A 22688-nucleotide genomic window follows, 5' to 3' on the forward strand; every position below is an offset into this window, starting at 1 on the left:
GCAGCCCATGGCCGTCAGGCCGGCGTGGCGATCTCGTCGTAGCCGCGGCCGAGGAACTGCAGCAGGCAAAAACCGTTGCCGAAGGGATCGGCCAGCAGCGCGATGCGGCCCCAGTTGGCCGTGCGGGCCGGCTGCTCCAGCGTGGCACCGGCCGCCACGGCGCGCGCCACCGCGGCATCGACATCGTCCACCACGATGTCGACATGGACCGGTGTCCAGTGCCGCGTGTAGTCGCGCACCTGCGTGGCGCCCGGAAAGGCCGGGCTGCCGGCCGGCTTGGCCAGCAGGTAGAGCGGCACGGCGGCGCCCAGCAGTTCCACGCCGTCCGTGCCGAAGCGCCGGCCCGTGCGCAGGCCGAAGGCAGCGCAGTAGAAACCGGTGGCGCGGGCCAGGTCGTCGACGTCGATGTTCAGCAGCAGCTGCATGGGGGGTGCCCTCGTTCAGGCCGCGCCAGGTCGCGCGCGGCGGTGCTCACTTGCGCGGTTTGGCCTGGCGGTCGAACTTGCGCCAGTAGGTGAAGGGGTCTTCGTGCACCTCGAGATCGACCTCGGCCACCCGGGCCTGCAGCCGCTCTTGCACATCGGCCACCGCCTGGTTGTAGATGGCCGGGCCGATCTCTTCGAGGAAGAAGCCGAGCAGGCCGCCCGCGGCGATGTTGCCGATGGGCTCGTCCGTGTTCTCGCGGAAGTAACGCTCGATGGAGGCGATGGCCTCCGTGCGGACATCCTTGGGCAGCTCGATGGCCATGGCAGGCGGCGCGGCGGCTACTTGACCCGGTGGATGGCGCAGAGCTTGTGGCCGTCCGGATCGCGCACGTAGGCCAGGTGCATGGCGCCCATGCCGCCGGAGCGCAGGCCCGGCGGATCTTCGATGGAACGGCCGCCGTGCGCCACCGCCACGTCGTGGAACTGCTTCACCTGTTCGGGCGAAGCGCACTTGAAGCCGATGGTGCCGCCGTTGGAACAGGTGGCCTGCTCGCCGTCGATGGGCTGGCTCAGGCAGAAGGTGCTGCCGTCGTGGCGGTAGAACAGCCGGACATGGCCCGAGGCGGCGACGTTGCGGACGGGTTCACCGGCACCGAGCACGCCGAGGACGGCGTCGTAGAAGCGCTTGGAGCGCTCGATGTCATTGGATCCGAGCATCACGTGGTTCAGCATGGTGGGGTGCGGTAGTCGTGGGAGCCGGCGATGGTAAGGCGGCCAGCGCCAACAACGCGCTCGACCCCGGTCTCAGCGCGCACGCCGCAGGCAGGCCAGGGCGCTCTGCACGCCGAGCGCCGGACTCGAAAGAACCTCCATGCCCAGGTCGCCCAGCCATTGCACCGCCGGTGCCATGGACGCCTGGGCCAGGACCACCACGTCCGCTCCTGGAGCGGCCGCACGGACGGCTGCGGCCACCGTCTCGGCATACGCCGTGCGGTCGCCCTGCAGGAAGTGCGGCCAGGCCCCGTCAACGAGCAGCGTCTCGAGTGCGACCTGCACCCCCAAGGCAGTGGCCGACTCGCGAATGAGCGCCGCGGTGGGCGCCAAGGTGCTTTCGAGGGCAGCGACCAGCAAGACCCGTGGCCCGCGCGCGACGGCACGGTCTGCCATGGCCCGGTCGATCCGGGCCACCGCAAAGCCGGCGCCCGTGGGCGTTCGCTCGGCAGCGCCGCCGATGGTCGAGCACGTGCACACGACGAGCGCCGCCCCGCTGGACGCCGCGTGGGCCATCGCAAGCTGGACGCGCGCGACGAGCGCCGGATCGTCTGCTCCAACGCGCTGCGCCTGGGCCAGCAGGTCCTCGGCGACGACATGTTCGACGCGCAGCGTGGCGTCGGCCGCCTTGACGAGTTGCCCGAAGGTCTCGACGTGGACCGCAGACGTGTGCAGGAAGGCGATGTGCGGACGCATGGCGTGGGGCTGGTTTGGGGTGTGTCGGCGAGAGTTGCGGCTCAACGGGCGTCGCCAACGGTATCCGGGGGCGAAACGTCGGCCACCAAGCTCTTGCGCATGGGCTGGCATTCCAGGCCTGCCCAACGCTGGAGTGGACCGCAGGCCGAGAAACCGTTGCGGCTGTAAAACGGCAATGCCGTTCGCGTGCTGTCCAGCTGCAAGACCTCGACGCCGCGCGCGGACGCCCCGGCTTGCGCCGCCCGCAACAGCGCCTTGCCCACGCCCTGGTGCAGCGCGCGCGGGACCACATAGCACAGTGCCAGCGTATTGCCGGAGACCAAGGCCACGCCAAGCACGTCGTGCGCGCGCGATGCCACGACCGCTACCGAGTCGGAGGCCGCGATCCACTTCTCCACCTGGGCCACCGTCTTGTTGGCCAGCCAACGCGCCACGGTCTCGGGATCGTCGCGGTGGTCGGCCGTGCAGCAGAACGTGATCGACGCTCGCAGCACATCGCAGATGGCGGATGCATGCTGCAGGGTTGCGGGTTGGATTTCAAAGTGCATGCAGCGCGTTGGGGCGGGTGGGGGCAACAACGTGGAGCGGCTGCGATCTCAGGCCTTTTGCGGGTGGAAGCGACTAAGTTGCACAAGACTGTCTCGCATCGCCCAAACCCGCGTCATTCGAGTTGATGTCCGTCTGAACTGGAAACTGAACCGCCCCCCCGTGGCGGTTCACCATCTTGGAAGCTCCGGCTTCATCTGAAGGCTAGCCGGAGGAAGCTCCCGCTCCAACTCCTTGAGACGGTCGGTATATCGCAGCCCCAGGACGCGAAGCTCGCCATTGATTCGATCAACCAAAATTGGCACATTGCCCACCAGGGAAGCCTCAAGCTTGCGGGGATCGGCCAAGAATTCCTTCGAGTTGTAGAAAAACACCCAGCCGTACGGAAGCGCGATAGTCTTCTCACGATAGATCGCAGCCGTTCCATCGGTGGCCAGACTGACCCAGGATGCTGCGAGTTCCCGCGCGGTGCCGAAGTTCATTTAAGGCCTAACGTGAAGGCCAGCGGCCGCCGCAGGCGGTCCGATGGGCCGTAGTGTTAAAGGGAATAGCGCTAGCCCTTCTTGGCCAGTACAGGCTGCCACTGCAAGAATGACTCCGGCGCGTCGTTAGTCCAAGGCCACACCCCTTCGGTAGTGGGATAAATGACTTGCACGGCTTGAAAATCTCGACCGCCATAGAAATCAATGTCCTGACCCAAGTAGTCGTCATAGACCGACAAGGGTACTGCACCGATACAAATATCAAATCCTTCGAGAAAACCGCTGTAGTACTTCCCGACTTCGAATATTTCGCCGTCACGAACTCGGCTGTTGTACTCATTGATGACAGAGTGCGCCATCGGTCGTTTGAGGCCAACTACAACAACCTCAGGCGCTCCAGTCTCTCGCTGAATCCCAATGGAGTACGCAAATGGCGGAAGGTCACCTTCAGGGTCAAACACGTGCATGACACTGCAGCCGTACTTCGCAATGTCATCTTTCGTCCGTTGATCACCGTCGCGCTGCATTGGTGCCCTTTAACGTTGAAATTCAGCGAACGCCGAAGGCGTCCGCTGCAATGACCAGTTGGATGGAAATTTCACAACATAAGCGCCAATGCGAAAATGGCAATGGAAACTGTTAGTCCGCCGATGAATATTCCACGCGTTGGGCGACCCAATTGCTGAACGAATGAGGGGTAGTTGAGCTTTGCGAGCGCACGAGCCGAACTTGACTGCGCTTGAAAGCACGCGTCTGTAGTCGAATCGCCGACCTGAAGATCATTTAGAGAGCCCATTCCACCAAAATGACTCAGGAAACTTGCGCATCCCATGCGATCCCCAGCCCGGAGTTTCGCTAGATCGGCGTCAAGCTGCTCAGCCCATGCCAAGTTGCCTGATCGTAAGAGCATTTCCCGAAGTTGCTCAACTTGCAATGCGAGATCTTGAAGTGGCGTCGCGGGCGTGTTCATGGCAATCTAACGTTTGACATGAGAGGCGACCGAAAGCATGGCCCGGCAAGGCGGAAAATAGACGCGAGAGCCTTGCCGGGTCATGCTTTTGGGCGTCCTCTCGATGGAAGGGTTAGGCCACAACGCGCGCGCTCTGTATGGATGCGTGAATCGCTGCAACGGCGGTGACGTGCAGAAGAACTTCTTCGGTGAAGAACTCGCGTGCGCGGTTGATCCTAAACGGAGCAAAAAGGCGGTGCATCGCCTGTTCTAGTTCCGTGTAGTTTCGAGTTCGCCATGTATGGAGTTCCTCGAACTGGAAAGGCGTTCCTGTTGTGTACAGCTGGGCGATGCGTGATAACAGCGGTTGTGTAGTGTGCCCAATCTTGACAATCTTCATGCCTGAGCTAGTGAAGAGCCCGGTGCCAAGGACGTAAACCAAGCCTTGTTCGGATTCGTAGTTTTCCTCAGGAGCTTCGTCGGCCGCCTCCTCACTTGCAAGTGAGATGAGCATGGGCTTGACGGTTCGATCGACTAGAAAATCGGAGCTTCGGGTGACGAGTGCGTAGATGGGGTTCAGGAGCGCGTGGTCAAAGCTCTGGTAATTTCCCTTCTCGATACCAACTCGGTGCGCTTCGGTTTGGTAGAGATGGGGAAACAGGGTTTTGATTTGGTCTCGAATCTGCCCCGGCGAAAGGGGCTGCGTAGATCCGCTTAGTACGGTTCGAATGGCTTCGCTCAATGAGACGGGCAAGTGGTTCTCCTTGTGGCCTAACGATCTAGCTCAGCGGGCGGCGGAGCCGTCTGCTGGAGCAACCAGTTAGACGGCATTCTCCCCACCGGCACCTTGAAGCGCGACATCGTCTGTTCTCTCGCTTCAACTCGCCGCCGCCTACGGGACGACGTTCACCCGACTCAGAATTTGCGTGCCGAACTTGCTCCAGTTCGCATCCCATGTGTCAGCCGGACTTTCGAACGTGAAGATGTGCACGGTATCGGCCTTGTCATGCGCAAGGATGAACTTGTGCACGATGATGGGCTTGAGCCCAGGCGGCGCGTCGCGGTAACGGAAGAAGGTCTGCTCGAAGTCGCCACCAGGCTTCTGCTCCAGGAGCAAGATCTCGTCCTTACGGTGCGAGTCGAGGAACGGCTTGACGTACGCGAGCGCCATCCTGCGCGCCTCGAAGTTCAGCGTGCGCTTGGACCCCGTGATGATCTGCACCGTGAATCCTGTTTCGAACGGCTTGGCCTGGCTGAACACTTCGGGGCTAGTCGCATAAGTCGACATTGTGACCCGCGACGGCGGCGCGGCCAATTCGCGCTCTGTCCATCCTGCCGGCTTCGGGAACACTGCGTTTTTGTAAATCTGCCAGGCGAAGCCCTCCGGTGACGGCGGCAGTTGCGTCTTCATCGCCTCCAGAAGCTGTTCGGGCGTGAGTGACGGCTGCGAAACCTCATGTGCCCAGACCCCCGCGGACGCCAGCGTCGCAAGCGCTGCCAAGACCTGTCTTCGATTGTTCATGCTCATCCTCCTTATCTATCTCTCTTTAGCGGGCGGGTACTAGGCCATGCCGTCTAACGATATAGCTCCGCAGACGCTGCAGGCGGTCCGCTGAAGCGGATTGTTAGGGAAGGTCTGCACAAATCCGCTGCCGGCGTGTTTGGTGAGCCCGGTGCGCTAAGAAAATCTGAGCCATGAAACAAGCCGACCTGGGCCTGAACCTGACGACCAAGCGCACGCGCAAGCGTGAGTTCCTGGCGGAGATGGAGCGTGTGGTGCCGTGGGCAGCGCTCGTTGCCTTGATCACCCCGTACGCGCCGGAAGGCAGACGCGGTCGCCCGCCCTTTGCCGTGGAGACGATGGTGCGCATCCACTTCATGCAACAGTGGTTCATGTTGAGCGATCCGGCGATTGAAGAGGCATTGCACGACGTGCCGCTGTTCCGCGAATTCGCTGGCTTGAACTGGAACACGCCGCTGCCCGACGAGACGACGATCCTGCGCTTTCGTCGGCTGCTGGAAGAACACAAGCTGGCCCCGCAGATCCTGACGCTGGTCAATGAACTGCTGGGTGCCAAAGGTCTGCTGCTGCGAGCCGGCACTGTGGTGGACGCCACACTGATCGCCGCGCCCAGTTCGACCAAGAACGCCACGGGCGAGCGCGACCCTGAGATGAAGCAGAGCCAAAAGGGTCAGCAATGGTTCTTTGGCATGAAGGCCCACATTGGCGTGGACGCCGACTCGGGCCTGGTGCACACGGTGCGGGGAACCGCCGGCAGCGTGGGCGACGTGGTCGAGGCCAACACGCTGCTGCATGGCGAGGAAACCCAAGCCTGGGGCGACGCCGGCTACCAGGGAGCTGGCAAGCGACCGGATGCCAAGGAAGGCGTGCGCTGGAACATCGCCATGCGCCCGGGCAAGCGCAAGCTGCTGGACAAGACCGACTTGGTCGACGAGTTGACCGACCAGCTCGAACGCATCAAGGCCAGCATCCGGGCCAAGGTCGAGCACCCGTTCCGGGTGATCAAGCGCCAGTTCGGCCACGTCAAGGTGCGCTACCGCGGGCTGGCGAAGAACACCGCGCAGCTGCACACGCTGTTCGCGCTGTCCAACCTGTGGATGGTTCGGCGCACTTTGATGGGTGCGCAGGCATGAGTGCGCCTGCAAAGGGCCAAACTGCCGGAAAGCAGGCCCGAAGGAGCCGAAAAGCCGCCGTGCAAGGGGCCGAAGCGGCGAATTGGCTGGGTGGGGCTGCATCAGCACATCTCAAAGCGTATTGCGCAGAGCTTCCTTAGACCCGGTCCAGGGCGGCCTGGCGTGCGTGCTCCCTGGCCTGCGGCGTCGGCGCCGCGCGTTCGGNCGAAGGAGCCGAAAAGCCGCCGTGCAAGGGGCCGAAGCGGCGAATTGGCTGGGTGGGGCTGCATCAGCACATCTCAAAGCGTATTGCGCAGAGCTTCCTTAGACCGACGACCAAAACTTCCACCTTGGCTTGTCCTTCCAATTCGTGTAGCGCAGATCGACAACGTCCGCCATTTTCCTGAAGTTCTCCCAAGTGTCTGCAACCAAGTATTCGGACTGAAGACCAGCGGCAAGTGTCTTTTGGTAGTCCTTGAAATATGCCCGGGGATAATATTTCTGAGCGAAGATTCCCCCCCGGTCTTGAGCATTTCTGACAGAAACTTACCACCGTATTCTTGGAGAATAAAATTTCTGCCACTGGTAACTTCGTTGCGCACTTGTTGCACGGCATCTGACCAGTCAGTGCCTGGCAACCTTCCCCACAGACCATTCTTTATTGCCCAAGCGACAAAGAATCCAATGTGAGTCGCTGCGCTTTCCTCAGGCAAGTCCTCGGGAAAATTATCAGCCCCCGAATGCCATGATGCGTCGTCCAACTTCGGCATGGCGGTATAACGTTTGAGCTCAGCGGACGCCGAAGGTGGTCCGATGGAGCGAGTTGTTAAGCATCTTTTGCCGCAACATGCTTAGGTGCCTTTCGCGAAAACCGCACAGAACAGGAACAGAATTTGAAGATAGCCGCAAATTGCAGCAACCTTATACAGAACTCCACGTGAACCGCCTAGTGAAAACATACTGGACGGAGTCACAAGCGGCCAAAGCCTATCAGCGGAGGCGACGCTTCCAGCTAAGTATGCGCACCAAGCAATGCCAAATAGGATCCACAAAATAACAGCCGCTACGCTCTTTCCCGCCACAAAAACGTACACCGCAATTGCCAGTAGAGGAATCACCACAACCGCCAGAATGCCAATTAAGGCACCTCGGACCACGCTAGAAGAGATCATGGCGCTTGATGCTTAACGATTTAGCTCAGCGGGCGGCGAAGCCGTCCGCTGCAGCGAATTGTTAGCAGGTAGACTGCGCTTCATTTAGTGTTAGCTCCAGCTTGCTCTTTAGCCTTCATGCGCCCAAATGCTTCAGTGATTTTCTGCGCATGGGCGCGCGGTAGTTCCACGCACTCGGGCTGAGCATCATTGAGTAACGCGACAGCATCTGCGGCGGAGCGGTTTCCTATATCTTTCCCGATAATTTCGAGTTCGGAAGATACGAATTCCGAATTCGTGAGCGCCAACGCCATTCCACGGTAAGTCATGCCCTGAGACAGGAATGGCATGGAATCTCTTCCTTTCTTATTTTGCTCACCTCGGATATCTGAGATGGCAAGATAGAGAACGGAGCAGCGAAGCAGCTTGGCCGCGATCTCTGGCTCTGGAACAAGCTGAGCTTGTGCAGTCGCAATCCATCCCAACAAGATAAGTATGATGATAACCCGCTTCATTGGGTGTCCTGCTAACGCCGAATTTCAGCGGACGCCGAAGGCGGTCCGATGGAAAGACCTGTTAACCATTGAAGAATGGACCGAGGTCCGCCCGAGCGTGCTGGACAGCGTACTCGACCACTGCCAGTGGAACGGCCTCAACGTGTTGAAGAAATGACCACTCCTTCCTCCCATCAAACCGAACAATCTCGAAGACCAGCTTTTCATCGTTGCCGTCAACAAGGTAGCACTCCCACTGCATCGCGTCCCGACCTGCATCCGTCGCAATCACCACTCTGTACTCGCGTCCTTCGATGAGCATGATGGTTAACGTCTGATTTCAGCGGACGCCGAAGGCGGTCCGATGGAAAGAAAGGTTAAGGCTCTGCCACCCAATAGATTGCAACTGACACGACAAGCACAGCATAGAAAATTATCCCTACGAACAACAACCCATTAGAAGTCACCACGACGCGGCCTTCTCGTCGAAACCACAACGAACCAGCGCCACTGTAAATACGCCCCTCGTTGCTAATTATCTTTTCTCCGCGCCACCGGCCGAAACTGGCGACTGCGACGACGACCTTGCCCGTCCCCACAACCAGCAATTCAAGAAGGCCTGCGAGTAGCCAGCCGATGCTCTCTTCCACGCCAAGCCTTAACGTCGAAGCTCAGCGGGCGGCGAAGCCGTCCGCTGGAGCGAAATGTTATGCGGCGCCCAACTCACCGCGTGCATTCTCATCACTCAAGGTCTCCCAAAACGGTAGGCGCCTGCGCCTTGATCAAGCGCCCCCTGAATCGGACATGCCAATCGGGATCGAACTCACGACAAGCGTGAATTTGCAAACCGCCCTCAACCTCTTCGATAGTCAGTGGAAGCAGGTCAACAGTGGGTCTCGCAACTAGCTCGACCGAATGCCCTGGCGAAAGAACTACCTCCTCCGGGATCATCTCAAGGTAAAGACTCATCTGGCGCGATGTGTCGTTCGTGAAGACGCCGACAACAGGATATTCCGCGGGACTCATGCAGTAGCCGTATAACGCCAAGGTGAACGGACGCCGCAGGCGGTCCGCTCGACTGACCTGTTAAGCATCATGCGCCGTCTGCCAGCATGCGCATTGCACTAAAAGCAATGTACTCATCGGAAAATGTTGGGCCATATGAATCCGCTCCAGCCAGCCAGATATCCAACTCATCGTCAAACTTCCGAATTGCCGTGCAAAGCTGATCAATTTCGGCTTCTTGAGCCTGTTGACGAGCCAGCCTGCGTCCATCGAAATCGGCGATCCCGAATCGCTCCGCTAGCGGCACCAGCGAATGAAGAGTCGCCGGAATGTTCGAGAGGTCCAGAGGCTTCATTTGTGATGCTTAACTTGTTGTATCACGCACAAAAACGCGAGGTATCACAACTCTTGCCGTGCGATCCGGTCGCGGGATGCATTGATTTTCATCACTTTTCACCCAGTTTACTGGATCTTCATCCAGTGATAAATTGGCCGCCAAACCTCGCGGCTGTTACAAACTTGCTTGACGGTCGCTGGATGTTGACACGAGGAGCCGCGCATGTCGCCTTCTGCCATTGCATTCCGTCAGCGTGATATGCATACAAACAACGCTGCCGCTTTGCCGCCGCTGCATGCACCACGGCTGCTCCACCGCCTTCGCGAACGCATCCGCCTCATGCACTACAGCTTGCAGACCGAGCGGGCCTATGTCCATTGGTGCCGCGCATTCATCCGGTTCCATGGCTTGCGGCACCCGTCCGACATGGGCAAGGAAGAGGTCGAGGCATTCCTCACGCATCTGGCTGCCGAGCGGGATGTGGCGCCCTCCACGCACCGGCAGGCGCTCTCGGCCTTGCTGTTCCTTTACGGCAAGGTGCTGCAGGTGCAACTGCCATGGATGGCAGAGATCGGCCGGCCGGTGCCCAAGCGGCGGCTGCCAGTGGTGCTTTCGGCAGACGAGGTGTCGGCAGTGCTGGGCCGCATGACCGGCGAGCACGCGCTGATGGCGAGGCTGCTGTACGGCACCGGCCTGCGCATCCACGACGGCCTGCGCCTGCGCGTGAAGGATCTCGATTTTTCGCAGCGCGCGGTGTTCGTGCGCGAAGGCAAGGGCGGCAAGGACCGCATCGTCATGCTGCCCGACAGCCTGGTGGCCGACCTGCGCGCGCAGTTGGCCCGCAGCCGCCTGGTCTGGAGCGCCGACGTGGCGGCCGGCCAGGCCGGTGTCGAACTACCCCATGCGCTGGAGCGCAAGTACCCGCGTGCCGGCAGCAGTTGGACGTGGTTCTGGGTGTTTCCACAAGACAAGCTGTCGACCGACCCGCGCAGCGGCGCCATCCGGCGCCACCATCTCTACGCAGAGACCTTCCAGCGCGCCTTCAAGCGCGCCGTGCAGCAAGCCGCCATCGCCAAACCGGCCACGCCGCACACGTTGCGCCACTGCTTTGCCACCCACCTGCTGCAGGCCGGCAGCGACATCCGCACCGTGCAGGAGCTGCTGGGCCACGCCGACGTGGCCACCACGATGGTCTACACGCACGTGATGCGCATGGGCGGCATGGCGGTGCGCAGCCCGCTCGACCGGCTGGCCGCGGCTCACGCCTGACTGCCCCCGCCGTCCGCGCCCGGGCCCTCCTGCGCCCCCGTCAACCCCGGCACCGCCTTGCGCATTGCCGCCACGAAGCGCAGCAGCCGCGACGGGTAGTAGCGCGCCTGCGGATAGACGATGTACACGGGCAACGGCGCGGCCTCCCACTGCGGCGCCAGGTGCAGCAGCCGGCCCTGGGCGATGTCCTCCTCCAGCAGCCAGGCCGAGCCGGCGCACACGCCCAGGCCTTGCAGTGCGGCGCTGCGCAGCGCGTAGAGGCTGTCGGTGCTCACGCGCGGCTGCAGCGCGATGCGTGCCAGCCGGCCGCTGCCGCGGTGGCGCAGCGCGATCTCGTGGCGGTAGAAGGTCTGCAGCGCCAGCCAGGGCAGTGTGGCCAGGTCCTGTGCGTCCTGCGGTGGCGCTGTGCCGTCCAGCAGCTGCGGCGCGCCGACCACGATGCGCGGCACCTCCGACAGGCGCACGGCCACCACCGAGGGGTCGGCCGGCTCGCCGACCTGCACGGCGCAGTCGATGCCGGCGGCGATGAAGTCGCGCACGTCGTCGCGCAGCAGCCATTCCACCGACACGCGCGGATGCGCGCGCAGGAAACCGGCCAGCGGGGCGACGAAGCGCTCCTGGCCGAACGCATGCGGCATGGCCACGCGCAACGTGCCCTCTGGCTCCTGCTGCGCGCCGCGCAGGTCGGCCTCGAACGCGGCCCAGTTGGCGAGCAGCTCCTTGGCGCGGGCGAAGCAGCGCTCGCCATCCACCGTGAGCCGCATCGCATGCGTGGAGCGCTGCAGCAGCCGCACGCCCAGCGAGCGTTCGAGCAGTTGCAGCCGCCGGCTCACCGTGGGCTGGGTGGCCTGGAGCTGCGCCGCCGCGGCCGACAGGCTGCCCGCCTCGACGATGCGCACGAAGGTCTCCATGAGCAGCAGCCGGTCGCCCGCCGCGGGGGGTGTGGTCGCGTCATTCATGCGCCAAGCGTATAGCAATTGTGCAGGTGGCGGCCCTTCCAAGAGTGGGACGACGCCACGACACTCTCCGGCATCGAGTCTGGAAAGAATGCATCATGCAAGCGATGAATATGAACGCCAACGCACCCGCTGCCCAGCCGGCCGCCCTCCCGCCGCACCTGCTGGGCCTGCTGGCCACCGGCGCCGGCATGGGCGTGGCCGCGCTGTACTACAGCCAGCCCATGCTGGGCCGCATGGCGGCCGACCTGCACGCCACGCCGGGTGCGGCCGGCGCGGTGCCCACGCTCACGCAGCTGGGCTATGCGGCGGGCATCGCGCTGCTGGCGCCGCTGGGCGACCGGTTCGACCGGCGCGCCATCATCCTCGTCAAGGCCGCGGTGCTGGCGGCCATGCTGCTGGCCACGGCCGCCGCGCCCTCGCTGCACCTGCTGCTGGCCACCAGCCTGGCGATCGGCCTGGCCGCCACGCTGGCACAGGACATCGTGCCGGCCGCTGCCACGCTGGCGCCGGCGGCCGAGCGCGGCAAGGCCGTGGGCACGGTCATGACGGGGCTGCTGCTGGGCATCCTGCTCTCGCGCGTGGTCAGCGGCTTCGTGGCCGAGCACTGGAACTGGCGCGTGGTCTACGCGGGCGCCGCCGTCGGCGTGGCGGCCGTGGGACTGGCCGCCTGGCGCATGCTGCCGCGCTTTGCCGCCACCACGCAGCTGGGCTATGGCGCGCTGCTGGCCTCGCTGGCGCAGCTGTGGCGAGAGCACCCCGGGCTGCGCCGCGCCACGGCCGCGCAGGCGCTGCTGTCGGTGGGCTTCAGCGCGTTCTGGTCGACGCTGGCCGTCATGCTGCAGGCCGCGCCCTTCCACATCGGCGCCAGCGTGGCGGGCGCCTTCGGCCTGGCCGGCGCCGCGGGCGCACTGGCCGCGCCGCTGGCAGGCAAGCTGGCCGACCGCAGCGGCCCGGGCCGCGTGGCGCGGCTGGGCGCGGGCCTGGCGGCCTTGAGTTTCGTGGCCATGGGCCTGGGCTCCGCCCTGCCGGTGCCCGTGCAGCTGGTGCTGCTGGCCCTGGGCGCCGTGGCGTTCGACCTGGGCGTGCAGGCCACGCTGGTGGCGCACCAGAGCATCGTCTACGGCATCGATGCCAACGCACGCAGCCGGCTCAACGCGGTGTTGCTCACGGGCATGTTCGTCGGCATGGCCGCGGGATCGGCCCTGGCCGCCATCCTGCTGGCGCAGGCCGGCTGGGCCGCCGTGATGGCATTGGCAGCCGCCGCGTCAGGGCTGGCCTGGTGGCTGCGGCGGTAGGCCGCTACGCACCGGCCGCGTGGCGCCCCGCGATGTAGCCGAAGGTCATCGCCGGGCCCAGGTTGATGCCGCCGGAGGGGTAGCAGCCGCCCAGCACGCTGGCCATGTCGGTGCCCACCGCATACAGGCCGCCGATGGGCGCGCCACCGACCCCCAGCACGCGCGCCTGCGCGTCGGTGCGCAGGCCGGCGAAGGTGCCGAAGCTGCCCGGCAACACCTTCACGGCGTAGAACGGGCCTTGCGCAATGGGCGCCACGCAAGGGTTGGGGCCGGTGTGCAGCGCATCGCCCATCTTGCGGTTGTAGGGCGTGGAGCCGCGGCCGAACTCGGGGTCTTCGCCAAGGCGCGCATGCCGGTTGAAGTTCTGCACCGTCTCGGCCAGCGCGGCCGGCGCGATGCCGCAGGCCCGGGCCAGCGCCTCGATGGTGGCGCCGCGCTGCAGGTAGCCGCTGCGCACGGCCGGGCCCACGGGCAGCGGAAAGGGCCGCGCATGGCCCAGCCCATACAGGCGCTGGAAGCGGTGGTCGCAGACGAGCCAGGAGCACACCTCTTCGCCCGCAGGCGCCTGCGCCACCATGGCCGCGGTGTAGTCGTGGTAGCCACCGGCCTCGTTGACGAAGCGCCGGCCGTTGGACAGCACGCCGATCACCCCCGGCTTGCCGCGGTCGATGATGTGCGGAAAGTGGCCGACCGAACCGTCCGCATGCGGCACGCGCGAGACCGGCGCCCAGGCCACGGGCGATGCCAGGCCGGTGGCCAGCATGCCGCCGGCCGCCTCGCCCAGGCGGATGCCGTCGCCCGAACAGCTCTCTGGCGGCAGCGCCAGGTGCTCGTGGCCCGTGGGCGTGCGCGGAAACAGCGCCTGCCGGCGTGCGATGTCGTTCGGAAAGCCGCCGGCCGCCAGCACCACGCCGCGGCTGGCGCGGATCTCGGTCTCGCCACCGGCCGTGGCGACGACGGCGCCGCGCACCACGCCCCCTTCCACCAGCAGCCGCTGCGCCGGGGCCGAGGCGATCAGCTGCACGTTCAGGTCCTGCGCCGACTTGGCCAGCCGGCCGACCAGCGCCACGCCGTTGACGAGGTGCATGGCGCGGCCGTGCAGCGCCAGGTCGCGCAGGTGCCGCACGAAGCGGCCCGCCACGTGCAGGAAGGACTTGGCCGAGCGTGTCATGCCGAGGAAAGCGCCCAGGTCGGCGCCGGCCATGATGGGCATGCCCAGGAAAGAGGTCTCGCGCATGGTCGGGCGCAGCTGCTTGTTCAGCGCGCCGATCTCGCGTGCGTCGTAAGGCGCGGCGATGAGCTGGTGGCCGCCCGTAGCCGCGCCGGGCACCTGGCCGTGGATGTCGGGGATGCCGTTGCCGTCCACGAACTGCAGGGCCGTGTGCTGCTCGAAGAACGTCACCATGGCCGGCGCGTTGTCGAGGAACGCATCCACGCGCGCGGCGTCGTAGTGCGGGCCGAGTTCGTTCTGGAGGTAGGTGCGCGGCTGCTGCGGGTCTTCGTGGATGCCAGCGCGCTTCGCCAATGGATTGCCCGGCGCCCACATCCAGCCGCCCGACCAGGCCGTGGCGCCGCCGAACACCGGGGCCTTCTCGACCACCACGACCTTCAGGCCGTGCCAAGCCGCGGTGACGGCAGCAGACAACCCGGAAGCCCCTGAGCCGACGACCAGCAGGTCGCAGTCGATGCGCTTCATTCGCCCACCTGCGCCAGCACGCGCCGCGTGGCGGCCAGCGCCCGGCGCGCGCGCTCCGTGGCGTCCACGGTGCGCGCCAGCGCCTGCGTCGGCACCTCGATGCTGAGCGGGATGCCGGCCGGCACGGCGCGCAGCAGCGCCACGAGGTCCAGCGCGCCCTCGCCCGGGAACAGCCGCTCGGCCCGCGCCTGGGCCAGGATCGCATCCATGCTCGGCGGAATGGCGGCCGGCACGTCGCAGAACTGCAGGTAGCGCAGCTGTGTGTGCGGCACGCGCGCGATGTCCTCCAGCCGGCTCCGCGAGCGGCTGAAGTGGAAGGGGTCGATCAGCACGCCCGCGTTGGCGCAGCCACTGCGCGCCACGATGCGCGCGGCGGCGGCCAGGTCCTTCGCATCCGTCCAGGGCATGAACTCCAGCACGGCGCCCAGGCCGTAGCTGTCGGCCAGCTCGCAGAACGCGGCGAAGGCGGCGATCTGGCGCGCGTCGTCGGGGTCGTTGCCGGCCACCAGCAACTCGCTCGCGCCCAGCCGCGCCGCGGTGGCGATGGCCGCCTCATAGTCGGCCGCGCGCTTGCCGGGCTGGATGCGGAAGATCTCGGCGTCGAGCACCTTCACGCCGGTGTCGGCCAGGGCGGCCTCGACCTCGCGCAGGAGCGGCGTGTCGCCCACGATGTCGTACTGTGGCTCGGTGGCGGTCGCAGGGATCAGGCGCATGCCGATGTGGCTGTAGCCGGCGTCTGCAGCGCAGCGCACCATGGCGGGCGGGGCCAGCTCCAGCACCGTGAGGGCGGCCAGCGAAATCGGGCGGTTCATGCGTGTGGTGTCTCCGGTGGGAATGCGGCACTCTACTGACGACACTTCGCGCGAACAAGCAGCCACATGTGGTTCTATGATTCACGAACCGTGAACCTCAACTTCCAGCTCGACGACCTGCGTGTGTTCTGCCTCGCAGCGCGCAAGGCCAGCTTCGCCGCCACCGCGACCGAGCTGGGCACCTCGCCCGCTTATGTCAGCAAGCGCATCGCCCTGCTGGAGAAGGCGCTGGGCGTCACGCTGTTCCACCGCGCCGCACGGCGCGTGACGGTGACAGAGGACGGCGAGCGCGTCTACGCCTCGGCCCAGCAGATCTTCCAGGGCGTGGACCACCTGGGCGAGACCGTGGCCGGCGGGCGGCTCGACCCGCGCGGCACGCTGCGCGTGACCACCAGCTTCCGCCTGGGCAGGCGCCACATCGGCCCCCTGCTCTCGCAGCTCGCGCAGCGCCACCCGGCGCTGGACATCACGCTGGACGCGGTGGACCGCCGTGTCGACCTGATCGCCGAGAACGTGGACCTGGACGTGCGCGTGGGCGCCGTCGACGAGCCGCACCTCGTGGCGCACCAGCTCGCGGCCGGCGCGCGCCTGCTCTGCGCCGCGCCCAGCTACCTCGCACGGCGCGGCGCACCGGCCAGCGTGGCCGAGCTGAGCCGGCACGACTGCCTGGTGCTGCGCGACCGCAACCAGGCCTTCGGCGTCTGGCGCCTGGCCGGCCCCAGCGGCGAGGAGAAGGTCAAGGTCACGGGCCGGCTCGCGTCCAACAACGCCGAGATCGTGCGCGGCTGGGGGCTGGACGGCCACGGCATCGTGCTGCAGGCCGACTGGGACCTGCACGACGACCTGGCCGCCGGCCGGCTCGTGCCCGTGCTGCCGGGCACCACGCAGCCGGCCGACATCTGGGCTGCCAGCACGGTGCGGCTGAGCCACTCGGCCAAGGTGCGCGCCTGCGTGCAGTTCCTGCGCGAGGAACTGGCCGGCGACGGGCCCTTCGCGCTGCGGCGCTCGCATGCCATCCACGGCCGTGGGTGACACGCCGGCCCACGATCGCCCCCGATACTGGCCGGCCACCGAACAAGGACCACCATGGGCACTCCACCAACCGCACGCAAGGTGTGCGTCGTCACCGGCTCTTCCTCCGGCATCGGCGCGGCCACCGCCCGCCTGTACGCCTCCCACGGCTGGGACGTGGCCGTCAACTACTCGCGCGATCCGGCGCCGGCCGACGAGGTGGCCGGGCAGTGCCGCGCCCTGGGCGCCGAAGTGCTGGTCGTCAAGGCCGATGTCTCCAGCGATGCCGACTGCAGGCGGCTGGCCGCCGAGGTGCAGGCGCGCTGGGGCCGGGCCGACGTGCTGGTCAACAACGCTGGCACCACGCGCTTCGTGCCGCTGAAGAACCTCGACGCCCTGGAGGCCGACGACTTCCAGCGCATCTACGCCGTCAACGTGGTCGGCGCCTACCAGATGACGCGCGCCTTCGTGCCGCTGCTGGAGCGGCACCCCGTCACCGCGGTCGTCAACGTCTCGTCCATCGCCTCGTTCATGGGCACGGGCTCGTCCATCGCGTACATGGCGTCCAAGGGCGCGCTCAACGCGATGACCATCGGCCTGGCGCGCGCGCTGGGGCCGAAGATCCGCGTCAACGCCATCGCGCCGGGCCTGGTCGACTCGCCCTGGCTCAAGAACGGGCTGGGCGAGGTGGCCTACGCCGCGGCCGTGGAGAGCTACAAGCAGCGCGCCGCACTGGAAGAAGTCATCCAGCCCGAAGACGTGGCACAGGCCGCCTGGTGGCTCGGCGTCGGCGCGGCGAAGACCACGGGCGAGGTCTTGCTGATCGACGGCGGCCTGCGCTTGACGCGCGCCTGACATGCCGGGCGCGCTGCAGCGCGCCTTTCAAGCCTTCTTTAACGCACCCTTTCCGCGCCCCTTCCGCGCGGCGTGCGTGCACCCCGGCCAGCTTGCCTGCGCAATCCCCTGCTCACCGATCCGAGGCCGCCTCCAGCCCCGCATGCCATTGCGGCAGCCACGCCTGCAGGTGCTCGGCAAAGCCCAGCGCCGCGGGCGAGGCCTGGCGTCCCAGCGCCTGGTACAGCCCGACCGAGCGCACCGTCTCCGGCCCGAGCACACGACGCATCACCAGGCCGAAGTGCCGTGCCAGCACCTGCACGTAGGCCGGCGCCAGCGTCGCGGCCTGGCCCTGCGCCGCGATGCCCAGCGCGGTGCTGATGTGCTCGACCACCTGCACGGGGACGATGCGTGCGTCCTCGGGCGCGCCCAGCCGCATCATCGCCACGCTGCGCTCGTGGTCGCGGCCGGCGGCCACGAGCGCAGCGTCGCGCAGGTCGTGCCAATGCAGGCGCGCGCGCCGGGCCAGCGGATGGTCGCCCGCGCACCACAGCACCCACGGGCTGTCGAACAGCGGCAGCCGCTGCACCTGGTCGCCGACGGGGCGGTCCGGGCCCACGGCCAGGTCCACGTCGCCGCTGGCCACGGCCTCGACCAGGCCCTCCACGGGCAGGTCGTGGATGCGCACCACCACCTTGGGCCGCCCGGCCACGTAGGCGCGCACGGCCTCGGGCAAGGCACTGGCGGCCAGCACCATGGGCGCACCCACACGCACCACGCCGGCCGCACGGTGGCGCACGTCGGCCGCCGTGCTCTCGGCCGCGCGCACGTGGCGCAGCACGGTCTCGGCCGAGGCCAGGTAGTCGCGCCCGGCGCTGGACAGCGCCACGCGCCGCGTCGTGCGGTCGAACAGCCGAAAGCCGAGCACGGCCTCCAGCTCTGCCACCAGCTGGCTCACGGCCTGCGCCGTCAGGCCCAGGCGCTCGGCCGCGGCGTGGAAGTTCAGCAGCTCGGCCACGGCGGCATAGGCCTCCAGCTGGCGCAGCGTGATGCGGGTCAAGGGCATGCGGCCATTATCAAGACATGCTTGATGACTGGGCGTATTCCATTGCTTGTGCGGATGATCGCGGCGCCGCACACTGCGCCGCATCCACCAAAGGAGACACACCGAATGAGCACCCCCGCCCTGCCCGCGGCGCTGCATGCCGAGCTGGCGCGCGAGCTGCACGCGGCCGAACGCGAGCGCCGGCCCGCCACGCAGTTCTCGCGCCGCCATCCGCAGATGACCATGGCCGACAGCTACGCCATCCAGCGCGCGTGGATGGACATCAAGCGCGCCGAGGGCCGCCACGCCATCGGCCACAAGATCGGCCTGACCTCGCGCGCCATGCAGCAGGCCTCGCAGATCACCGAGCCCGACTACGGCCTGCTGCTGGACGACATGGTGGTGGCCTGCGGCAGCGAGCTGCCCGCCGACCGCTTCCTGGTGCCCCGGCTGGAGGTGGAGTTCGCCTTCGTGCTGGCGCGCCCGCTCAAGGGCCCGCGCGTGACGCTCGTCGACGTGCTCAATGCCACCGACTATGTGGTGCCGGCGCTGGAACTCATCGACGCGCGCATCGAGCAGTTCGACCGCGACACCAAGGCCCCACGCAAGGTGCTGGACACCATCGCCGACAACGCGGCCAACGCCGCCATCGTGCTGGGCGGCCGGCCGATGCGGGTGGACGCGGTGGACTGGCGCTGGGCCGGCGCGCTGCTGTTCAAGAACGGCGTGGTCGAGGAATCGGGCCTGGGCGCGGCCGTGCTCAACCACCCCGGCAACGGCGTGGCCTGGCTGGCCAACAAGCTGGCGGCCTTCGACGAGGGCCTGGCGGCCGGCGAAACCGTGCTCGGCGGCTCGTTCACGCGGCCCGTGGCCTGCGCGGCAGGCGACGTGTTCCATGCGGACTACGGCCCGCTGGGCGCCATCAGCCTGCGCTTCGTCTGAAAGGCCCATGACCATGCTCGACATCGACGGCATCGCCGTTTCCCCCGACCACTACATCGATGGCCGCCGCGTGCCGTCCACCGAGAGCTTCGAACTCTTCAGCCCCATCGACCAGCGCCCGCTGGGCCGCATCGCCGAAGGGCTGGCCGTGCACACCGACGCCGCCATCGCCGCCGCGGAGCAGGCCTTCCCGGCCTGGAGCGCGCTGGGCGCGGCCGAGCGCAAGCCCCTGCTCGACCGCTTCGCCGAAGAGATCGGCCGCCGTGCCGACGCCTTCTGCCGGCTCGAGAGCGTGGACGCCGGCGTGCTGCTCTCGCGCATGCGCCATGGCGTGGTGCCGCGCGCCATGCTCAACATCGGCTGGTTCGCGCAGCATGCGCTCAGCCTGCAGGAGCGCCCCATCGAAACCGAGCAGGCGCACCACATCGTCCGGCACGACCCGGCCGGCGTGGTGGTCATCATCACGCCCTGGAACGCGCCGCTGATGCTGTCGACCTGGAAGCTCGGCCCGGCCCTGGCGGCCGGCAACTGCTGCATCCTGAAGCCGCCGGAATGGGCGCCGCTGACCTGCTCGCTGCTGGCCGACGCGGCGCACGCCGCGGGCCTGCCGCCCGGCGTGTTCAACGTGGTGCAGGGCACGGGCGCCCGCACCGGCGCGCGGCTGGTGGCCGACCCGCGCGTGGCGCGCATCTCGTTCACGGGCAGCGTGCCCACGGCCAAGCTGATTGCCCAGGCGGCGGGCGCCAACCTCGTGCCCTGCAGCCTGGAGCTGGGCGGCAAGAGCCCGTTCATCGTGCTGGAGGATGCCGACCTCGACGGTGCGGCCGCCACCGGCGCGCTGATGTACCGCAACGCGGGCCAGGTCTGCCTGGCCGGCACGCGCTTTCTCGTGCACGAGAAGGTGGCCGACGCCTTCACCGCCGCGATGCGCGGCTACGTGGAGAAGCTGACCGTCGGCGACCCGCGCGAGGAATCCACCGAGGTCGGACCCATCATCCACCCGCGCCAGGTCGAGCGCGTACAGGGCTTCGTGCAGCGCGCCGTGGCGGGCGGCGCCCAGCTGCTGTGGGGCGGCGCGCCGCACGACTTCGGCGCACAGTACTTCCAGCCCACCATGCTCACGCGCCTGCAGCAGACGGACGAGATCGTGCAGAACGAGGTGTTCGGCCCGGTGCTGACGCTGCAGACCTTCAGCGACGATGACGAAGCCATCGCGCTGGCCAACGGCACCGACTACGGCCTGGGCGGCGTGTGCTACGGCGCCACCGCGCACGCCACGGCCGTGGCCGAGCGTGTGCGCACGGGCTTCATCTGGGTCAACAGCTTCGGCATCCGCGACCTGGCCGCGCCGTTCGGCGGCATCAAGCGCAGCGGCATCGGCCGCGAGGGCGGCGACTGGAGCTTCGAGTTCTTCTGCGACATCAAGGACGTGGTGGTGCCGAAGAAGCCGTTCAAGGCCAGCTTTTCCCACCGCTGAGGAGACACGACATGGGACAGATCGTCGGCGCGGCCCTGGTATCGCACCATCCCGGCCTCATGCAATGCGAGGAGTTCCGCCGCCTGCAGGGCGCCGGCGAGGACTCCGACCTCATCGCGGGCTACGCACGGCTGCGGCAGAAGATCGCGCAGGTGCAGCCCGATGTGGTGATGGTGTTCGACACGCACTGGTTCACCACCGGCTACCACCTCGTCGATGCGGGCGCGCACTACCGCGGCCTGTACACCTCGGACGAGATGCCGTGGTACCTGCACGGCGTGCCCTACGACTACACCGGCCTGCCCGCGCTGGCCTACGCCATCGAGGAACTCTCGCGCGAGATGCGCGGCTACCACCGCGCCATCGGCCACCCCGACCTGGGCCGCCAGTACCCGACCATCAACCTCGTCAAGCAGTTGCGCCTGGAACTGGCGGGCTTGCCCGTGGTCAGCGTGAGCAGTTGCCAGAACTGCGAGTGGCGCCAGTTCCTCGATTCCGGTGAGGTCATCGGCGAGGCCATCCGCCGCAGCCCCTACCGCGTGCTGCTGCTGGCCTCGGGCGCGCTCTCGCACAAGTTCAACGGCATCGACTGGAAGCCGAACCACCCACGCATCTTCCACGAGAGCAACGTGGCGCGGCCCGAGAACATCGCCAGCGACAAGCAGGCCATCGCGCTGATGGCCGAGGGCCGGCACGACCTCGTCCTGGAGCGCTGGGACGGCGACTACCGCAGCAAGCCCTGGGAGGCCTTCGGCGCGCACTACCTGCAGATGCTGGGTGCGCTGGGCGGTGCGGCCTGCCGCGCCAAGGGAGAGCAGTTGTCCGCCTACGAGAACGCGCGCGGCACGGGCAACGTCCACATCTGGTTCGGCATGCAGGAAGCGACCCCATGAACTTCGAATTTCCCTTCGCCGAGCTGCCCGCCGTGCTGCGCGGCCCGCGCACCGAGCGCCGCCGCGTGCTGGTCCAAGGCTCCGCCTTTTGGGGCACGCTGCAGGACGATGGCCAGCTGCGGCTGGACGACGGCCGGCTGCTGGATGCCGAGGCGCAGAGCTACCTGCCGCCCGTCGATCCCAGCAAGATCATCGCCGTGCACATCAGCTACCGCTCGCGCAGCCTGGAGACGCGCAACAAGGACAAGCCGACCGACACGCCCACCTACTTCACCAAGCCGCCCACTGCGCTGAACGGCCACAGGGGCCAGATCCTGAAGCCGGCGGACTGCACCTACCTGAACTACGAGGGCGAGTACGCCGTGGTGATCGGCCGCACCTGCCGCAACGTCACGCCCGACGAGGCCTGGGACCACATCGAGGGCTTCTGCCCCGCGCTGGACATGGGCCTGCAGGACTTCCGCGACACCGACCAGGGCAGCATGCTGCGCGTGAAGGGGGCCGACACGCTGCTGCCCATCGGGCCCGGCATCGTGCGCGGCGTGGACATCTTCGCGCAGACGCTGCGCACGTTCGTCAATGGCCTGCTGGTGCAGGAGGCGCACATCGGCGAGGAGACCATCTGGGGCCCGCACTACGTGGTGGCCGACATCGCGCGGCACATCACGCTGCTGCCCGGCGACGTCATCCTGATGGGCACGCCCTGCCACTCGCGCAGCGTGGATGCGGGGCAGACGGTGGCCTGCGAGATCACGGGCATCGGCCGCATCGAAGGCACGGTGGTGGCCGTGGCCGCGCCGCGCGCATCCGCGCTGGGCGTGGGCCATGCGCCAACCGACAGCCCCGAGGTGCGCCGCGTGGCGCTGGGCTTCGACGAGCGGGTGCCGCAACTGCTCAAGGACAACCTGCGCAAGGCCCGGGGCGAGACCGCCTGACGCTCTGCCGCGCGACGCGGTGCGCGGGCC

27 protein-coding genes are annotated in these 22688 nt (G+C 66.9%); 9 read left to right on the forward strand and 18 right to left on the reverse strand.

Annotation, left to right across the window (positions count from 1 at the left end; translation table 11 throughout):
• Positions 1-14: 14 nt before the first annotated feature.
• The 10 genes from ASF44_RS00995 to ASF44_RS31440 all read right to left on the reverse strand — a co-directional run bounded on the left by ASF44_RS00995 (position 15) and on the right by ASF44_RS31440 (position 5391).
• Entirely contained in the window at positions 15-425 is a 411-nt protein-coding gene (locus ASF44_RS00995) for a VOC family protein (RefSeq protein WP_056897315.1), read from the reverse strand.
• 46 nt (positions 426-471) lie between these two features.
• Positions 472-747, reverse strand: a complete 276-nt coding sequence (locus tag ASF44_RS01000; RefSeq protein WP_056897316.1) for a DUF2164 domain-containing protein — start codon at positions 745-747, stop codon at positions 472-474.
• A 17-nt stretch (positions 748-764) separates the two neighbouring features.
• The gene (locus ASF44_RS01005) at positions 765-1157 is read right to left on the reverse strand and encodes a VOC family protein (protein WP_056897317.1); all 393 of its coding nucleotides are present in this window, start codon (positions 1155-1157) and stop codon (positions 765-767) included.
• A gap of 72 nt (positions 1158-1229) precedes the next feature.
• Positions 1230-1892 carry a hypothetical protein gene (locus ASF44_RS01010; protein ID WP_056897318.1) on the reverse strand — a complete coding sequence of 221 codons (663 nt, stop codon included), beginning with the start codon at positions 1890-1892 and terminating at the stop codon, positions 1230-1232.
• 41 nt (positions 1893-1933) lie between these two features.
• Positions 1934-2440, reverse strand: coding sequence for a GNAT family N-acetyltransferase (locus ASF44_RS01015; RefSeq protein WP_056897319.1), 507 nt, complete (start codon positions 2438-2440; stop codon positions 1934-1936).
• 168 nt (positions 2441-2608) lie between these two features.
• A complete protein-coding gene (locus ASF44_RS30765; protein ID WP_082524442.1) occupies positions 2609-2920 on the reverse strand; it encodes a YrhB domain-containing protein in 312 nt (103 codons plus the stop codon).
• A 71-nt stretch (positions 2921-2991) separates the two neighbouring features.
• Positions 2992-3447 carry a DUF4262 domain-containing protein gene (locus ASF44_RS30770; RefSeq protein ID WP_082524443.1) on the reverse strand — a complete coding sequence of 152 codons (456 nt, stop codon included), beginning with the start codon at positions 3445-3447 and terminating at the stop codon, positions 2992-2994.
• A gap of 71 nt (positions 3448-3518) precedes the next feature.
• Positions 3519-3890 carry a hypothetical protein gene (locus ASF44_RS32300; RefSeq protein ID WP_162243769.1) on the reverse strand — a complete coding sequence of 124 codons (372 nt, stop codon included), beginning with the start codon at positions 3888-3890 and terminating at the stop codon, positions 3519-3521.
• 112 nt (positions 3891-4002) lie between these two features.
• Complete coding sequence (locus ASF44_RS31435) at positions 4003-4623, reverse strand: GIY-YIG nuclease family protein (protein ID WP_156374307.1); 621 nt, start codon at positions 4621-4623, stop codon at positions 4003-4005.
• A 138-nt stretch (positions 4624-4761) separates the two neighbouring features.
• The gene (locus ASF44_RS31440) at positions 4762-5391 is read right to left on the reverse strand and encodes a hypothetical protein (RefSeq protein ID WP_156374308.1); all 630 of its coding nucleotides are present in this window, start codon (positions 5389-5391) and stop codon (positions 4762-4764) included.
• 173 nt (positions 5392-5564) lie between these two features.
• Here ASF44_RS31440 and ASF44_RS01025 point away from each other — a divergent pair, with 173 nt between their 5' ends.
• Positions 5565-6524: an IS5 family transposase gene (locus ASF44_RS01025; protein ID WP_056897321.1), complete on the forward strand. Its 960-nt coding sequence runs from the start codon at positions 5565-5567 to the stop codon at positions 6522-6524.
• 278 nt (positions 6525-6802) lie between these two features.
• Here the strand turns inward: ASF44_RS01025 and ASF44_RS31445 are convergent, their stop codons facing one another.
• The 4 genes from ASF44_RS31445 to ASF44_RS31455 all read right to left on the reverse strand — a co-directional run bounded on the left by ASF44_RS31445 (position 6803) and on the right by ASF44_RS31455 (position 9508).
• Positions 6803-7273 carry a hypothetical protein gene (locus ASF44_RS31445; protein WP_156374309.1) on the reverse strand — a complete coding sequence of 157 codons (471 nt, stop codon included), beginning with the start codon at positions 7271-7273 and terminating at the stop codon, positions 6803-6805.
• Positions 7274-7755: 482 nt separating this feature from the next.
• Complete coding sequence (locus tag ASF44_RS31450) at positions 7756-8169, reverse strand: hypothetical protein (RefSeq protein ID WP_156374310.1); 414 nt, start codon at positions 8167-8169, stop codon at positions 7756-7758.
• Positions 8170-8230: 61 nt separating this feature from the next.
• Positions 8231-8470 carry a hypothetical protein gene (locus tag ASF44_RS01030; protein WP_056897322.1) on the reverse strand — a complete coding sequence of 80 codons (240 nt, stop codon included), beginning with the start codon at positions 8468-8470 and terminating at the stop codon, positions 8231-8233.
• 771 nt (positions 8471-9241) lie between these two features.
• Positions 9242-9508 (reverse strand): hypothetical protein, encoded by a 267-nt coding sequence (locus ASF44_RS31455; RefSeq protein ID WP_156374311.1) that lies wholly within the window; start codon positions 9506-9508, stop codon positions 9242-9244.
• 240 nt (positions 9509-9748) lie between these two features.
• Here ASF44_RS31455 and ASF44_RS01035 point away from each other — a divergent pair, with 240 nt between their 5' ends.
• Positions 9749-10759 (forward strand): integron integrase, encoded by a 1011-nt coding sequence (locus tag ASF44_RS01035; RefSeq protein WP_056897323.1) that lies wholly within the window; start codon positions 9749-9751, stop codon positions 10757-10759.
• On the opposite strand, the gene ASF44_RS01040 is transcribed toward ASF44_RS01035, so the two are convergent.
• A complete protein-coding gene (locus tag ASF44_RS01040) occupies positions 10750-11718 on the reverse strand; it encodes a LysR family transcriptional regulator (protein WP_056897324.1) in 969 nt (322 codons plus the stop codon). The two genes, ASF44_RS01035 and ASF44_RS01040, sit on opposite strands and share 10 nt — an antisense overlap.
• A gap of 104 nt (positions 11719-11822) precedes the next feature.
• Here ASF44_RS01040 and ASF44_RS01045 point away from each other — a divergent pair, with 104 nt between their 5' ends.
• Positions 11823-13013, forward strand: a complete 1191-nt coding sequence (locus tag ASF44_RS01045) for an MFS transporter (RefSeq protein ID WP_369820897.1) — start codon at positions 11823-11825, stop codon at positions 13011-13013.
• 4 nt (positions 13014-13017) lie between these two features.
• Here ASF44_RS01045 and ASF44_RS01050 read toward each other — a convergent pair whose 3' ends face one another.
• Entirely contained in the window at positions 13018-14709 is a 1692-nt protein-coding gene (locus tag ASF44_RS01050) for an FAD-dependent oxidoreductase (RefSeq protein ID WP_056897326.1), read from the reverse strand.
• Positions 14706-15521, reverse strand: coding sequence for a sugar phosphate isomerase/epimerase (locus tag ASF44_RS01055; protein ID WP_056897327.1), 816 nt, complete (start codon positions 15519-15521; stop codon positions 14706-14708). Before ASF44_RS01055 ends, ASF44_RS01050 begins: the two co-directional genes overlap by 4 nt.
• A gap of 90 nt (positions 15522-15611) precedes the next feature.
• Here ASF44_RS01055 and ASF44_RS01060 point away from each other — a divergent pair, with 90 nt between their 5' ends.
• Both ASF44_RS01060 and ASF44_RS01065 read left to right on the forward strand, forming a co-directional pair.
• The gene (locus ASF44_RS01060; RefSeq protein WP_369820885.1) at positions 15612-16553 is read left to right on the forward strand and encodes a LysR family transcriptional regulator; all 942 of its coding nucleotides are present in this window, start codon (positions 15612-15614) and stop codon (positions 16551-16553) included.
• A gap of 54 nt (positions 16554-16607) precedes the next feature.
• The gene (locus tag ASF44_RS01065; protein ID WP_056897329.1) at positions 16608-17387 is read left to right on the forward strand and encodes an SDR family NAD(P)-dependent oxidoreductase; all 780 of its coding nucleotides are present in this window, start codon (positions 16608-16610) and stop codon (positions 17385-17387) included.
• 112 nt (positions 17388-17499) lie between these two features.
• On the opposite strand, the gene ASF44_RS01070 is transcribed toward ASF44_RS01065, so the two are convergent.
• Positions 17500-18432, reverse strand: coding sequence for a LysR family transcriptional regulator (locus ASF44_RS01070; RefSeq protein ID WP_056897330.1), 933 nt, complete (start codon positions 18430-18432; stop codon positions 17500-17502).
• Between the two features lie 105 nt (positions 18433-18537).
• On the opposite strand from ASF44_RS01070, the gene hpaH reads away from it, so the two are divergent.
• From hpaH to ASF44_RS01090, 4 genes are read left to right on the forward strand one after another with little or no spacing between them, the layout of a single operon-like run.
• Positions 18538-19353, forward strand: a complete 816-nt coding sequence (gene hpaH, locus ASF44_RS01075) for a 2-oxo-hept-4-ene-1,7-dioate hydratase (protein ID WP_056897331.1) — start codon at positions 18538-18540, stop codon at positions 19351-19353.
• A gap of 7 nt (positions 19354-19360) precedes the next feature.
• Positions 19361-20830 (forward strand): aldehyde dehydrogenase family protein, encoded by a 1470-nt coding sequence (locus tag ASF44_RS01080; protein WP_056897332.1) that lies wholly within the window; start codon positions 19361-19363, stop codon positions 20828-20830.
• A gap of 11 nt (positions 20831-20841) precedes the next feature.
• Positions 20842-21723 (forward strand): extradiol ring-cleavage dioxygenase, encoded by an 882-nt coding sequence (locus ASF44_RS01085; RefSeq protein WP_056897333.1) that lies wholly within the window; start codon positions 20842-20844, stop codon positions 21721-21723.
• Entirely contained in the window at positions 21720-22658 is a 939-nt protein-coding gene (locus ASF44_RS01090) for a fumarylacetoacetate hydrolase family protein (protein ID WP_056897334.1), read from the forward strand. Before ASF44_RS01085 ends, ASF44_RS01090 begins: the two co-directional genes overlap by 4 nt.
• Positions 22659-22688: the final 30 nt, after the last annotated feature.

The sequence above is a fragment of the Pseudorhodoferax sp. Leaf274 genome (assembly GCF_001422445.1).
Taxonomy (GTDB): domain Bacteria; phylum Pseudomonadota; class Gammaproteobacteria; order Burkholderiales; family Burkholderiaceae_C; genus Pseudorhodoferax.